General features: G+C 59.1%; 11 protein-coding genes and 1 pseudogene. 5 read left to right on the top strand and 7 right to left on the bottom strand.

What is annotated here, in order from left to right; translation table 11 throughout:
• Positions 1-351 precede the first annotated feature (351 nt).
• The 3 genes and pseudogenes from ABIB99_RS43175 to ABIB99_RS43165 all read left to right on the top strand — a co-directional run bounded on the left by ABIB99_RS43175 (position 352) and on the right by ABIB99_RS43165 (position 4531).
• Positions 352-1429: pseudogene (locus ABIB99_RS43175) on the top strand (pyridoxal phosphate-dependent aminotransferase).
• A gap of 632 nt (positions 1430-2061) precedes the next feature.
• Positions 2062-2406 (top strand): hypothetical protein, encoded by a 345-nt coding sequence (locus ABIB99_RS43170; protein ID WP_247457887.1) that lies wholly within the window; start codon positions 2062-2064, stop codon positions 2404-2406.
• A gap of 1387 nt (positions 2407-3793) precedes the next feature.
• Entirely contained in the window at positions 3794-4531 is a 738-nt protein-coding gene (locus ABIB99_RS43165) for an outer membrane protein (protein ID WP_247457888.1), read from the top strand.
• Between the two features lie 487 nt (positions 4532-5018).
• On the opposite strand, the gene ABIB99_RS43160 is transcribed toward ABIB99_RS43165, so the two are convergent.
• From ABIB99_RS43160 to ABIB99_RS43150, 3 genes are all read right to left on the bottom strand, one after another.
• Positions 5019-5519, bottom strand: a complete 501-nt coding sequence (locus ABIB99_RS43160) for a helix-turn-helix transcriptional regulator (protein WP_247457889.1) — start codon at positions 5517-5519, stop codon at positions 5019-5021.
• 1237 nt (positions 5520-6756) lie between these two features.
• A protein-coding gene (locus ABIB99_RS43155; protein WP_354181945.1) for an IS3 family transposase occupies positions 6757-7910 on the bottom strand; the annotation gives its coding sequence in 2 pieces (ribosomal slippage) (positions 6757-7661 and positions 7661-7910; 1155 coding nt in all).
• A 424-nt stretch (positions 7911-8334) separates the two neighbouring features.
• Complete coding sequence (locus ABIB99_RS43150; RefSeq protein WP_247458304.1) at positions 8335-8418, bottom strand: hypothetical protein; 84 nt, start codon at positions 8416-8418, stop codon at positions 8335-8337.
• Positions 8419-9862: 1444 nt separating this feature from the next.
• Between ABIB99_RS43150 and ABIB99_RS43145 the strand changes: the two genes are divergently transcribed.
• Positions 9863-10477: a hypothetical protein gene (locus ABIB99_RS43145; RefSeq protein ID WP_247457892.1), complete on the top strand. Its 615-nt coding sequence runs from the start codon at positions 9863-9865 to the stop codon at positions 10475-10477.
• Positions 10411-10590, top strand: coding sequence for a hypothetical protein (locus ABIB99_RS44585; protein ID WP_502916638.1), 180 nt, complete (start codon positions 10411-10413; stop codon positions 10588-10590). The genes ABIB99_RS43145 and ABIB99_RS44585 overlap by 67 nt, the downstream gene beginning before the upstream one ends.
• Here ABIB99_RS44585 and ABIB99_RS43140 read toward each other — a convergent pair.
• The 4 genes from ABIB99_RS43140 to dctA form a co-directional block, all read right to left on the bottom strand.
• The gene (locus ABIB99_RS43140; protein WP_502917565.1) at positions 10587-11030 is read right to left on the bottom strand and encodes a transposase domain-containing protein; all 444 of its coding nucleotides are present in this window, start codon (positions 11028-11030) and stop codon (positions 10587-10589) included. The genes ABIB99_RS44585 and ABIB99_RS43140 overlap by 4 nt on opposite strands.
• A gap of 69 nt (positions 11031-11099) precedes the next feature.
• On the bottom strand, positions 11100-11453 hold the full coding sequence (gene tnpB, locus ABIB99_RS43135) for an IS66 family insertion sequence element accessory protein TnpB (protein ID WP_247457893.1): 354 nt from the start codon (positions 11451-11453) through the stop codon (positions 11100-11102).
• Complete coding sequence (locus tag ABIB99_RS43130; protein WP_256470585.1) at positions 11450-11842, bottom strand: transposase; 393 nt, start codon at positions 11840-11842, stop codon at positions 11450-11452. Before ABIB99_RS43130 ends, tnpB begins: the two co-directional genes overlap by 4 nt.
• Before the next feature lie 645 nt (positions 11843-12487).
• The gene (dctA, locus tag ABIB99_RS43120) at positions 12488-13783 is read right to left on the bottom strand and encodes a C4-dicarboxylate transporter DctA (RefSeq protein WP_247457894.1); all 1296 of its coding nucleotides are present in this window, start codon (positions 13781-13783) and stop codon (positions 12488-12490) included.
• Positions 13784-14140 lie beyond the last annotated feature (357 nt).

Raw genomic sequence — 14140 nt, 5'->3', positions numbered from 1 at the left:
ATGGGATCGAGGTCATCGCCAAGCCGACCGACCGTCAGCCCATAACCGCCGCCGCCTGACCGGCTCCGGCCGTCACCAAAATTTGGCGATAGCTCTCCCTCCCCTCGTGAAACAGGTATTCGCTGGGATAACGCCGTGCGCCCGCCTGATCCGCGCTGATCGCTGCCGGACTCTGATCCGGTGCGGCGCTTAGATCTGAGCCCGCCTATGGCAGCCCACCCTCACATTGATGCACGCCTTGCGCTTTCCGGCTCCGAACACAGCGAGCGCATCACGTAGGCTCGATGAAGTCCGTCAGCTGCTCTCGTCGACAAAAGGGAGAACGTCAAATTGGATGCAAAACTGAAAACTATGCTTTCCTCGCTCTCGCCGGTGGCTCGCGAATTGGATGCTCTGCCGTCCGGGCGGCCCACCCCCGACAATACTTGCGTGAAACTAAATACGAATGAGAATCCATTTCCTTTGCCCGCCATCGTGATGCGAAGCGCAATTGCAGCTCTTGAGGTGCAATATCGCTATCCGGAAGACGACAATATCAGCTTGAGACAAGCGGCCGCAGCGGCCTACGGGATTGCCACTGATCGCGTGATGGCTGGCAATGGATCGTCTGAACTCCCCAGTCTCATTTACAGAGCCTTTCTTGCCCCGGGCGACGGCATCGCGATGATGTCGCCCGGCTTCTCGTTCAATCGCAAGCTTGCCATGCTGCAAGGGGCCCGGTTCATTGAAATTCCCTGGCCTGAACCCGACTGCTTGCCGATGGACGAGCTGCTTTTCGGTCCGCCTAAACATGCTAAGTTCATTCTGCTGGCCAATCCGAACAATCCGACCGGAACCTTTGTTCCGCTCGCTGAGATCGAGCGCCTCGTTATACGGTCTGACCGATTGATCGTTTTGGACGAAGCTTATGTCGATTTCGCACCTGAGAACGGCCTACGCCTCATTGAGCGCCATTCGAATCTTCTGGTCCTGCGCACGCTTTCCAAGAGTCATTCCGCCGCTGGGATTCGCGTCAGCTTCGGTTTCGGCCATCCCGAGCTGATTGGGCGGCTTCGCAACATCCAGAATGTTTTCAACATGAATGTGGTCGCTCATGCCGTAGGCATGAGCGACCTTGCGCATCGCGACGCCTACGAGGAGAACCATCGCCACGTCAGGTTTGAGCGTCAGCGCGTAGCGGCCGCCCTCTCAGAATTTGGGTTCTCCGTAACGCCTTCCCACGCGAACTTCCTCCTCGCCCGTGTGCCGGTAGGCCAGGGTGGCAGATGGTGGCAGGCGGTGTTGCAAGACCAGAGCGTCCTCGTTGCCTTCTTTACGGATGCCGGCCTGCAAAGAGTGCATTCGCGTTAGCATCGGTACGAAACGTCAGATGGATGCGTTCCTTGCGGCTGTCGGCAGCATTCTTAAGAAGGTGGGACGCCGTGGCTAGTGATTCCCTTCCACTCAGGTCCCTGCACATGGAAATGATCTGCGCGTTCAAGTTGCCGCTCTTCCTAAGCTCAACCCGACCGGCCAATGGAGAATCAAGAGATGATCGAGGTCGACGTGGCACGACCAACACACCATCGCCGCATCGGGAGGCTCGATGTCGATGCACCCAGGCAATCACAAAACGCGTGGGCGCCCCGAGCACCTGGATATCGGATGGCCCACATTTGCATAGCCGGGATCACTCAGTCGATTTGGCCTCGTCAACAGAGCGATCCGAGTGAGAAAGCGGAAGAGAACGAACGCCTGGCAGAAGCCCAACTCCGAGGCCGCTGCATGTATTGTGGCAAATGGAAAGCGGCGCATCCCCTCCATGTCAGTTTTGCACGTGAGCCACCGCACGCCATCGCGTTACGGCTTGGAGCAGAGGATAAATGCCTTGCTCGCAAATCGCACACTTGCGAGTTCCGCTGAGCATATCTTGAACGTCCGTCTCACGCCCGCTGGGGCGTAGCAGCCGACATTTATCCCAGTCATTCGCCTGTTCGGGGTCGCCTCGCGCGCCGGCCAAATGCGCACAGGTCTAATTTCGCTGGGATAGTCCCAGATACTGGTTTGAGAAGGAGATGACCAATGATGTCACCAAGACTGATGTCAGTCCTCGGGTCGATGGTAGCGGCCGAGCGTATGTTTTGGAAATTTCGAGAATTGATCGATGGCGATAGCGCGATCGCACCTGAAATTCGAGAGACGCTTCATGTAATGTTTGATGCAAAGCTTCTTTCCGCAAAAGATAAGATTATGAGCGACGCGCGCGCTGCGATCGACGCAACTCCTGATTTGCCGCAGGCGGTCCGAGATCGAGCATACAGGTCGCTCTCCTTTGCAATGAAAATGTTCATGACCAACGAACCGCGCCGCCCTCAGGATCCTTTTAACGAAGTTGGTATCTGCAGCCCTCATCCCAAGATGCCTTGATGCATGACCCGCTCAAGCGATCGGCGCCTCACTGCCGCCGTACGAGCCGGCCGACAACGGTGCTTTGCCCAGCGTGGATGTCATCGTGCCCTGCTTCAACGAGGGACCCGCGTGCACTGGCGGCTTGCCTGAGGTCTCTCGCAAGCCAGGGCTTCCAGCAGTTCTGATCCGCCGCCGCTCCGAGTTCCCGCACGCCGTGGTTCCTAATGCGGCATTCGGCCTTGCTCAAGCAAGGCAATTGCCGATCTGCCACAAGAGGGCGAACGCCGAGCGCCGTCAGTTCGTCGAGCACAGAATCGGGAGGCGACGTGGAGGGCACGCGCGTGCTCGCGTGCAGTCAGTCCCAACAGCGCGGTGCAACGTGTGACTGCTGGCCGATTTCACCCGAGACACTGACGGTGAAGACTGCGAGCCGGCCGTTCACGGATGATGATCGAATCGGCGGCCGTGTATTCGCAACCGGCCCTGGACCTTTCAACGGACATTTGTGTGATCTTAGCATGCGCGGAAGCATTGCCGGACCGAATTCTAATCAGCGCAGGTGCACACCGCGGAGAAGACATGTCTGGCACGCGAGCCAGCGCTTGAACTGAATGCGACGGCGAGCACGATTGCGACAGCATCGACAAGAGCACCTTTCACTCTCCTGCGGCAGCTACGCCGCTTCCATGCCCGTGGCGACCTGCACTGGGCCAGAAGGAAGATCCAGAGCCACCGCACCACTTCGAATTTCATCTCGCGCAGGATCAGCGCCGCATTTGACCGTGACAAATGTTTCCTGGCCGAATCCAAATCCCTGAACTGAGAGGCTTCGAAGGTTAGGCGCCCTTCTAGAACTCGATCCGCGATAGTCAGTACAGCGGATGCATCATGAAACCTGACGAGCGCGTCGCCGAGGTACTTGAGAATAGCACGTGTTTTGATGATGAGGCATGGGAGTTGTGGGCGCAGTGCCTCTCACCCACTGAGCGGCTGGCGTATATTCGGAAGCATCGCTCTCAGTTCCCGTTCGCAGATTACGATGAAGTGATAGCTGTTGTACGAGGTCGGCCGGTTGCTCATCGGAGCTCCTTCAATGGCGTCACAGGATAAGAGCAAGGACCTGGCAAAGCGCTTTGCTCTTCTCGGTTGCGGTGTGGCTGGGCGCCATATGGCTTGCGGTGCGCTTCATCCGCTGAGATCAGCCGCCCGCTTTTCGCCCAGGCCTATGCAATCTGGTTCGCACGCGAAGGTGCATTGCGAGGCGTGATTCGCAACGCCGCAACCTGACGCAGGGTTCGGTTCAAGCATTCCTTTCGGCCCAAATGTTGCGATGCAGTTACAGCTATTCGTGCGGATGTTGTTAAGACGCGCGAGGCTCGGGGGCACTCAAGACATGAGAGTAGAAATGAAGAACTTGTTGCTTGCGACTGCAAGCATTGTGGCGCTCGGCGCGGTGGCGCCCGCATTCGGCGCGGATCTTGCTGCGCAGCCCGTCCAGCCTCTCTATGCCAAAGCCCCGCAGCCTGTTGCGGCTACGATCTACGAGTGGAGCGGCTACTACGTCGGTTTGAACGGCGGCTTGGGCTCAAGCTCGAATTGCTGGGACTTCAATGGCGGCACGCCTGAGGGCTGCCATGACGCGACCGGCGGTACCGTGGGTGGCCAGATCGGCTATCGAGGGCAGATCGGCCAGATCGTGCTTGGTGTTGAAGGCCAGGGGAACTGGGCTGATTTGAGCGGGTCGAATGACAGCGTCGCGTTTGCGGATAACAACCAGACCAAGATTGATGCGTTCGGCCTGGTAACGGGGCAGATAGGTTATGCCTTCGACAACGTACTGCTTTACGCCAAAGGCGGCGCCGCAGTGACGAGCAACACGTATCAGATTAGCTCGACCCTCACCGGCGCGCAGCTTGGGAGCAGCCAGCACGTTCTTCGGGGGGGCGCTTTGGGAGCCGGCATCGATTACGGCTTCGCACCGAGCTGGTCGGTCAGCCTCGAGTACGACCACCTATTCATGCAGCCCGCAACGGTGCACTTCCCCGCGCCCGCAGGCGGAATCGATCGCATCCGCCAGGATTTCGATCTTGTGACTGCACGGCTCAACTATAAGTTCGGCGGGCCCTTTCTTCTGAAATATTGATCAGCAGTACGAACGGCGGTATCGAAAGCCCCGGCCCAAGGCCGGGGCTTGCTTTTGCAAGGGCGGGCTTGCTCGATCAAGCAATACCGTTATCGCAGGCGACTAGGTGGTCGCAATCCAGGCCCAAAAACCGCTCCGATCTTGGTCGAGCGGCGGCATCCACAACGAAGCACGCTTGCGAAGATCACTGTCATCGCGCGCGCGTCATCGATGCGCCGAATAGTCTGCCGTCATGCCCAGTCCACGTCGGATTTAGGCGATCGTGCGAACTTCTCCCGCCTCGAAAACACGACCAACCCTCGGCGGGATGCGCATCTATGCCCCCCAAGACGATCGGGATGACAGGCTTGTCAGCTATTCGCCGCAACAGCATCTTCTCCACCTTGGGCTGAACGTGTCCTCGCTGATTTTGTCATGTTGCCACGCTGATCAGATCGCTCGCTCGTGACTTCGGCATAGGTCGGTACGGGCCAGCGGCGCCGAAACGTCAGATATGACCGAGGCGAATCGCCTTGGCAAGGCGATGGGTACGGCTGTTCGTCTCTAGCTTTCGCATCGCGTTCTTCAGGTGAAAGTTCACCGTATTCTCGCTGACTCTCAGGATGACTCCGATTTCCCAGGATGATTTCCCCTCTCCCACCCAGCGGAGGCAATCCTTTTCTCGTTCGGATAGGACCACTTGCATATGGCATTTGCCCTTCGATGACGGCGCGATTTCTGTGAATGCATGATGAAACTGCCAAGCCAATGCGTTGAAACGACTGAGGCGATACTGAGGGTCAACATCGTCGAACCTGGATGCAAAGGATACGAGGGATAGCTGTCCAAATGGTCCGAACAGTGGTACGGTTACGCCGCGCTTCAGACCGGCCTCTTTGGCCTCGTTCAACACACGCTTGGAAGTGCTCGACCGAACGCGACAGTCATACTTCTCGTCATGAGCTGCAATCGATTGGCTGAGATCGGATAGCTGCTCGATAGAGAACATTGTGCATGCGCTTCTTCGGGAGGAGGCGGACCTCAAGCATCCAGCAAATGTCGTACCAGCTGGCGCGCCAGGAGCGCTGCCGCAAAGCAGGAGTGCTGGAGAACTGGCCGCACCACGTTCACTGCTAGAATTCGGACATTCGTCGCAAGAGAGACAACCTTGTTGGGGCTAGCTGAAGAATATATGCTGCATCGACAAGTACGCGAACGATCGTTTACGCGTTGGCCAGCCTCCCGCCTCTGCTCCGGGGGTCAGCCGAGCTAGCGTAGACCCGGCGCCCGCGTCATCAAGCGAACGGCGAAAGCATTTGAAAGCTGTCATCGCAGCAGGTCATTCCGAGCGCAGGCGGCGGGTGCCTCCAAAGAGCAGTTCATCCCTACCCTATCACTGCAACTCGCCATAGAGTTTCAATCGCGCCCGTGGAATTTCGAGATCTATGCTGGGCTATCCCTGCGTCCCAGCACCGAAGCCTCCGCCAAGCGGCAGACCGCACTCAGAATCAAGCAGTCAACGCTCAGCCGCTGCCTACGCAATCTCGAACACAAGCTCGGCAGCACGCTCCTCCGAGCGCACCAACGGCGGCACGCGACCGACGATCCAATGTCAGGAATTCCTCGGTGCCGCCCGACGCATCGTAGCTGATAGTGAGGCAATGGCGGCACGCCTCAAGATTAGCTCGCGTGGCGAGAGCGGCGATTGGTCATTGGCATTCACACCTCCTCTCAACGGGCTACCCTCCTCGAGCAACGGAACCGCTTCCCCGACGTCGAAAGGCATCTGGTCGACGGATCGAGCGACCATCTAACTTTGACCTCGCCAGCTCCGCCATGACCTAGCCTTCCTGGCTGGGCCGACCCCAAGATGGAGTGACAGGTCTGGACTGCCCGCTTAAGTGAGACACGTTCGAGGATGATGTGTGGCAGCACAATCGCCCCTCTGCCGGCGCTCGTACTCGCATTGCCACGCGGTCTACAGTCCTGAGACCACGGCAGGCGACAGGTTGGGACTGTTTGCCCCGCAACGCCGCCACAGCGCCTCCCGGAGTGATGCCGGCCTGGATCGTCCGCCGGGCCATGACATGCCGGACGACACGGGCGCGAACGTCTCAAGTCCTTCAGCGTGGCAAGAAATGTCTCAACTTCGATCTCAATACCGTGTGCCAGAAGCTGCTGCGCACGACACGCACCCTAACATTATGAGTTCGAACTGAGCTGCTGCCGGTTTGATGGACACCCGGTTAAGCTAATCCCACCTTACGTTCGAACTCAACTGGGCTGACGCATCCGATCGTCGAATGACGCCGGATGCGGTTGTAGAACCGCTCGATGTAGTCGAACACATCCGCTCTGGCCTCGTTCCTGGTGCGATAGGTTTTGCGCTCGATGCGCTCGGTCTTCAACGACGAGAAGAAGCTTTCCATCGCCGCATTGTCCCAAACGTTGCCGGATCGGCTCATGCTGCAGACGATGCCGCTGTCGGCCATCAGGCGCTGGAACTGTTCGCTGGCGTATTGGCTGCCGCGATCGGAGTGATGCATCAGGGCGTCCGGCTTGCCGCGTCGCCAGACGGCCATCAGCAGGGCGTCTGCAACCAACTGGGCCGTCATACTGGCGCGCATCGACCAGCCGACCACCCGGCGCGAGAACAGATCAATCACGGCGGACACGTAGAGCCAGCCTTCAGCGGTCCAGATGTAGGTGAAGTCGGCGATCCACTTCTGGTTCGGCCGCTCGGCCGCAAACTGACGGTCCAGAGGGTTCGCCGGCACGTTCGCTACCTGGCGATCGCCTTCATCCTTGGGCAGACGCCGGCGCCGTGGCCTCGCCCGCAAGGCTTGCAGGCGCATCAGCCGCTCGATCCGGTGCAAACCGCATTCGACGCCGTCTGCCAAAAGGTCTCTCCAGACCCGCCGTGCGCCGTAGGTCCGGTCGCTGGCAACAAAGCTTGCCTTCACCTGCTGGCCGACTGCCTCGTCGCTCCGGGATCTGACGCTGGGGGACCGATTCAGCCAGGCATGGAAGCCCGACCGGGATACGCCCATTGCTTCGCATAGCCATGCCACCGGCCAGATGTTCCGGTGCTTCGCGATGAAGACGAACTTCATGTCGCTTCCTTCGCGAAGTAGGCAGCGGCCTTTTTTAGGATGTCCCGCTCCGCCTTCAACTTGGTGACCTCGCGCCGCAGCCGCTCGATCTCCAATTGCTCAGGCTTCATTTGCCCGTGGCCGGGGAAGGCCTGCACAGGGTCGGAGCCGAACTCCTTCACCCATTTGCGCAGCACGTTCTCATGAACGCCCAGGTCGCGGCCTGCTTGCGCCACCCACACCCCGCGTTCCCTGACAAGCCTGACCGCTTCGATCTTAAACTCTCGACTGAACTTCCGTCTCTGCATGACCTACCTCCGGCTCGATAAAACACCCAATCTCGGTGTCCATCAAACCGGCAGCAGCTCAAACATCGTGAGAGGCATTTCGTGCAGCTCCCCTTCCTACTCCAACGTGATGCGCAACTTCGGGAGGACTCCGCGACCTTAAGCCAAGCCGATGCAGCGTATCGAGGGCGTCCAGGACGCCACCTTCTTCCCGTCGCAGCCAGCATGGATTTGTCGCGTCTACAACAATGAGCCTGTCTTGGGAGGTTGCCCACGTTCGCTGCTGTCGCATCCAGTTGGACACTGGAGATGGCTGTCTTTTCCATCCGCACGCCACACGCGTCCTTCGGCCATACCGCACCGTTAGTCGGCTCATGGAGCAAGTGCCCGCACTCCTTCACTAAGCGCACAGCGCACTCCTCAAGCCCGCCTCAATGGGTTGCGGCTAAGCGCTAACGACAAAGCCCATCATCGGGAGCGATAAGAGGAATGCCGTCCAGAGTCCTATGCGCAGCGACTGCCGTAACAAACCCAGATGATCCGCCCCAAATTCTTGTGCGATAAAGGGCGCGACGGCCGCCAGCAGAGTGACCCAAAGCCGAGGCTGAAGACATAGACTCTGCCGGCCAACTCTGCCGCGGCGATCGCCTCAATCCCGATGCGTTCAACAAAACCATGATCGGTCGTCATCATCGCGGTTGCCCAACCTGAGTCAGAACCATCGGCCACGCAAGCTTCGCGGTCTAACAAATGAGGTAGGCACATCCCACGCGGCGTCCCGGCGACATCATGATCAGTAGACAATCTCGGCCGTAAGACGAGGCTCTTCGCCTCATCAGCTGCCGCACCAACCATCGAAAACCGTACGTGAAGTTATCGGACAGATCCTCCACGCATTCGCGCACAAAGACGTTCACTCTACGGGGACTTATACTGCTCATGTAGGGCCCTCGCTGAACCACCCACCAAGCCGATCGCGCGCGAGGAGCTCACCTATTGATTTATGGCATCTAGGCCAAGCAGCATAACGCCTCATCTTCGAGCGAATGCGAAACGCGGTTCTGGGTGGCGGTCCGCATCATCTTCTTCCTCCTCGTGCGACCGATGCTCGATTCTAGAGGCTGATGGCGAAGAGCCGACACAATTTGTTGGGCCGCTCTAGGTAAATTCTAGGGCGCGCGTGGTCAAGCAAGACCTAGTCACTGTGAGCAAAATGGCACGCCTATTGCTTTGAGGTAAACGAAAGAAGTGTAGCGAAGGCAGAGGGAGCCTTTCAATCACTTGCCGACAACTGTTTGGCGAGTGATTCGGATGAATGTGCGGCTTCAGGACAACTTTTTTGACAGGCAGATCACAGCAACTGCGCGGTCCCGGCGCTTTTCTCGGCCTGACATGGGGGAGAATCGAGTTGCTTGTCTACCAACGTGAGCTAAATGTGGCAACGACTGGGGGTTTTGCGGCTGGCGCGGGGATGCCACTCGCCAAGTCAATCCGTTGCCGATGCTTACCGGAGGCAGCGTCCACTCTGGTAAAATCGGTAGGGACCGGACTCGAATTTATGCGTGATATGCCAGTATTCCACCGCAGCGCGCTAACGAGTATGGAGCTACCTGATGGTCGCGCCCTTCGAAGCTATGACACACAAACTAGATGAGGGCCGCAGACCATCGGTCGTCTTTGTTGGCAGGAATAGCCGTGGCAACTGGGTCGCCCGCGAGCAGAGCCGGTATTTTTGGAGGCCTCTTCCTCACCCGCGCCCAAGCGCTCAAATACGCCTTGGCGGAAAATAACCATCATCCAGAAGCCATTGTCGAGATTTCAATCGAAATGGATCTGGATATCCCCGGAGAGCGGACGGAGGCGGTTTCATATGCCCCCCCCAATTGGTCGCGATTCGAGATTGTCTTCCCAGTAGACGGAGATCGTCAACAGGGATCACCTCACGTAAATTGCATATTGCGAACAGGCTGACAGTGTCTCGTGTCTTCACGCGCCGTCGCCCCTACCGCAAGAACGATCAGGCCTTTGTCGAGAAGAAAGATGCCGCCGTCCGTCGCCTGATGGGCTACGGCCGCTTCGATGGCGTCGAGACGGCGCGCCCGATGGGCCGCCTCTATGCGGCGGCACGGCTCTACGTCAACTTCTTCCAGCCGTCGTTCAAGCTGAAGGAGAAGCGCCGCGGTGGGGCTAAAGTGATCAAACGCTATCATCTCCCATCAGCGCCCTATGAGCGTGCAGTGGCGCATCCCAAGGTGACCGCGGCCGTGAAGAAGCGGCTGCGTGATCAGTATCGCTCGCTCGATCCAGTCGCGCTGTTGGCCGAGATTCGAGCGACCCAGGACGAACTCGGCAATGACGTCGATCATCGTGCCGGACAGGCGCGCGGCCTGCAACCCCCAGCACGAGCACCGCGCCCGCGACCGCAGCCACTTTTGCGAAGACGCTCGGCAAGACGACGACGTCCGGCGAGTCGCGTGCCACGCACCGGCGCACCCGTCGGCCCTATAAAACCAGGGTTCGCATGCCCTCCAAGCTCGACCCGCATATTGCTGCGATCGAGGGCTGGCTCGCGACGCAACCGCAGCTAACTGCACTCGCCATCGTCGGCCGGCTCAGCGAGAAACACCCCGAGGAGTTCGGGACGAAACAGCATTCGATCGTGCAGCGTCTGCTGAGGGCGCTTAGACGGAAGACGGCCTAGCAGTTGGTCGCGGAGGAGCCGCTCGGCCAGACCGCCACGATGGCGCCGCAACCGCACGGACAGAGCCTGCTCGCAGGCTCGATGATCCGTTCCACCCGAGGCAGATGGGCAGGCAAGCAGCCGCGATTGCGATGAGAACCTTGATCCGGCGCGCTCCGCGATCGGCCCTGGATCACAGCCTCGGCTCTCTCCTGCGCCGCGTCCAGGATGCCTTGCGCGATCTCCACGTCTTCCAGCGGCAACTGATACTGATTTGGCCGCAGCTTCTCGGACTTCGCGCCGAATTTCTCGCGTCGCAATTCCCCGAGAATGACCTCCAGCCGACGTCGCGCTTCCTCCGATGCCGCCAGTGCCTCCTGATGCTCGCTCAAGGCTGAGTGCGTTTGCGCCAAAATCGCCTTCAGGCGTTCGTTCTCCGCGCGCAGCGCCGCAATGCTCATGCGCCATTTCGAGCACATCACCACTGCGCGTGCCACGTTCAAAATAGCTCCCGAGTCAATCTGCCGCAGTTATCCGGCCGCCTGCGGACGCCGCGCTTCTTGCGGGCGCACCAACCTCCAATCCAGCCCTTTGAACAGGGCTGCGAACCTCGCTGGCGATATGCGCATCACGCCGTCTGCGATCGTTGGCCAAACGAACCTGCAGCCTTCGAGGCGCTTATGAACTAACACGAGGCCCGTTCGATCCCAGACCACAATCTTGATCCGGTCCGCTCGTTTCGATCGGAACACGAAGGCTGCGCCGCTGAACGGGTCGAGGCGAAGCATCTCCTGCACCTTTGCCGCAAGTCCATCGTGGCCACAGCGGAAGTCGATCGGCCGCGTCGCGATGTAAATCTTCAGATCGGCACCGGCTGCGATCATCGTGACGCTCGCATTGCGCGGATCACCCGCGGTGCGAGGCGTCGCAGCCGACATTCGCGCCGCTGGTCGTGGAAAGCGCCTTGGAGGAGGGTCACGTTCCGGCGATAGCGCTTGAGATCGCGATCGGCGATGTGGTGCTGCGGACCGACACAGCCATAGATGGCGAGCAGCTGTCCCGCCGCTCCGTGCTTGCGCGCCACCTCGGACACCTGGGCACCGGGTGGCAGACTCTCGGCGACGATCCGAGCTCTCTCAGCCTCCGAACGCACGCGGCGTCCCGACGGTCCTTCAAGGACCTCCAGCCGGCTCACCGGCCTTACCGATGAGCCGTCCAAATGGACGTCCTTTTTGCTGTCCAATCGACAGTCGGTCGATCCACAGCCGGCCATCCGGATTGAGCATCACCTCGACGATTGCCGGATCTTCTAAATACCCTGCGATGGCGGGCCCGAACGCGTACGCAGCATACGCGCTCCGCGCAAGTTCGCCTCTGAATCAGAATGGATCGCAACGATTTGCCCCAAGCTGCTGAGGCCGCTTCGGTGCCCTCATCTGAAGGCAAATAAAAGATAGATCGCGTGTCACCGCAACAGAGGGAATATGCCGTTCGTAGTGTAGCGTAGAGAAAGGAAAATGTGAAAAGAGCGCCGGCTTGACGCGCCGACCCCTCGAGGGCGAGGCGAGAAATCAGTAATGAGCAATGGTCTGGAGCTTACTATTTTTACGCCCCTCCCGGTCGCGGTGTTTACTCGGGCTCCATTGCTTCTCCTGAACCACTGTCGCTCCCTCGCGTGGGCACGATTGAGGTCCCACTTTTTGAGGAAGCTCAAACCGGGGCTAATGAACCACATCAGCCGGCGGGCTGCCGCAGGCACCAATGCCGACACTGGTCGGGTGCACTACCGTGAGCCTAGTGACCCTGCACCATTCCCCCTGGGATCAGGGGGCCCAGTACTGCACGACGATTGCCAACGCAGAATGCAGGCATTCAAAGGTGATTTCTAGTCCGCAATGGCCGAGCTAAAATCGCAGATCTACTTGAGCTGCGCGTGTAGCGAGACATGGTCGAGTTCACCTTCCCACCACGACACAAATACCGCGGCAATACCGTTCCCGATGATGTTGGTAAGCGCGCGCACCTCGCTCATGAACTTGTCGATCGAGAATACGATGGCAATGCCCGGGACGAGGTCAGGACTGACCACGGTCAAGGTTGCGGCCAGGGTGACGAACCCAGCACCGGTAACACCACTTGCGCCCTTCGAGGTGAGCATCGCCACAACGAGTATCGTGAGCTGCTGGCTGAAGTCGAGATCGACCCCGAGCGCCTGCGCGATGAACAAGGTCGCCAACGTCATGTAAATGTTGGTCCCATCCAAATTGAAAGAGTATCCTGTCGGCACCACCAGGCCCACGACCGGCTTGGAACAGCCCAGCCGTTCGAGTTTTTCCATCAACTGCGGCAGCGCGCTTTCGGATGACGACGTTCCGAGCACGATCAACAGCTCATCCTTGATGTAGATGATGAACTTTAGAATAGAAAAACCGACCAAGCGCGCGACCAGGCCGAGCCCAATGATCACGAAGAGCCCGGCTGTCACATAGAACAGCGCAACCAAGCCGATGAGTTTACCGAGCGCGGACGGTCCGAATTCGCCGATAGTGTAGGCCATGGCGCCGAACGCCCCGATTGGCGCTGCCTTCATTACGATCCTAATGACACCAAACACCGCGTGTGCAGCATCGTCGACCAGGCTGCGCATCCGCTCACCCCGCTCGCCAAGCGCCATCAGCGAGAATCCGAATAGGATGGCAAACAGCAGCACCTGAAGCACGTCGCCTTGGGCCAGAGCGCCAACTACGCTATCCGGAATAATATTGAGGAGGAAATCGACGGCCTTCTGCCCTTCCGCTCTTTTGACGTAGTTGGCTACCGCCGCGGCATCAACCCTGGGAGCGAGCCCATGGCCTACCTGAACGAGATTGCCCATCACGAGACCCAAGATCAGCGCGAAGCTTGACACGATCTCGAAGTAAAGCAGCGCCTTGACGCCGACACGGCCGACCTTTCGTGCATCCTGCACATGCGCAATTCCGGACACAACAGTGCAGAAGATGATCGGCGCGATCACCATTTTGATCAGCTTGATGAATCCGTCACCAAGCGCCTTGACCCAGCTGCTCGTCCCCACAGCAGGCCACAGCCAGCCAACGAGAACGCCAATCAGGATCGCGATGACTACCTGGATATAAAGAACATTGTACCAGCGGCCAGATGGCTGGAGCAGGGCGGCGGCTTTGACAGAGCGGCGCTGACGGTGATTGTACATCACGCTCGACCCGGCGCCGTGGTACCAAAGAGTGGTGACAATGAAGGCTCGGCCCCGCTCAGTGTGCCCTTAGCGCGGCGCGCACAGGGCACTGACCGCTTTAAACAGCCCGGTCCGTTCCCGCGGTTTGCCGCCTCTCCCGATTCGGCTTGCCACCAACGCGAAACGAAGTTCTGAATCTCGCCTGAAACCAGCGGTAAAAGCTTGAGAAAGCTTGCTTGAGAGTTGGAATGCATCAGCGTCACCATTTCTATCTTTTTACTCCAAGAACCCACCAGCACCTTATAAGGCGCCACAACTCTAGCACCGAGCACCACTCTTCACCTGAACAGGCATTCTCGGCGCTATCGCGCCGGA

Source organism: Bradyrhizobium sp. LA6.1 (assembly GCF_040547805.1).
GTDB classification, from domain to species: domain Bacteria; phylum Pseudomonadota; class Alphaproteobacteria; order Rhizobiales; family Xanthobacteraceae; genus Bradyrhizobium; species Bradyrhizobium barranii.
Note: the sequence above shows the minus strand (reverse complement) of the source record. Positions and strands in the feature narration are given on the sequence as shown.

Coding starts and splice junctions, on each gene's coding strand:
- tnpB (WP_247457893.1), bottom strand. CDS start 11,453: ATGATCGCAGCCGGTGCCGATCTGAAGATTTACATCGCGACGCGGCCG.
- dctA (WP_247457894.1), bottom strand. CDS start 13,783: ATGTACAATCACCGTCAGCGCCGCTCTGTCAAAGCCGCCGCCCTGCTC.
- ABIB99_RS43165 (WP_247457888.1), top strand. CDS start 3,794: ATGAAGAACTTGTTGCTTGCGACTGCAAGCATTGTGGCGCTCGGCGCG.
- ABIB99_RS44585 (WP_502916638.1), top strand. CDS start 10,411: ATGCCCTCCAAGCTCGACCCGCATATTGCTGCGATCGAGGGCTGGCTC.
- ABIB99_RS43170 (WP_247457887.1), top strand. CDS start 2,062: ATGATGTCACCAAGACTGATGTCAGTCCTCGGGTCGATGGTAGCGGCC.
- ABIB99_RS43130 (WP_256470585.1), bottom strand. CDS start 11,842: ATGGCCGGCTGTGGATCGACCGACTGTCGATTGGACAGCAAAAAGGAC.
- ABIB99_RS43160 (WP_247457889.1), bottom strand. CDS start 5,519: ATGTTCTCTATCGAGCAGCTATCCGATCTCAGCCAATCGATTGCAGCT.
- ABIB99_RS43140 (WP_502917565.1), bottom strand. CDS start 11,030: ATGAGCATTGCGGCGCTGCGCGCGGAGAACGAACGCCTGAAGGCGATT.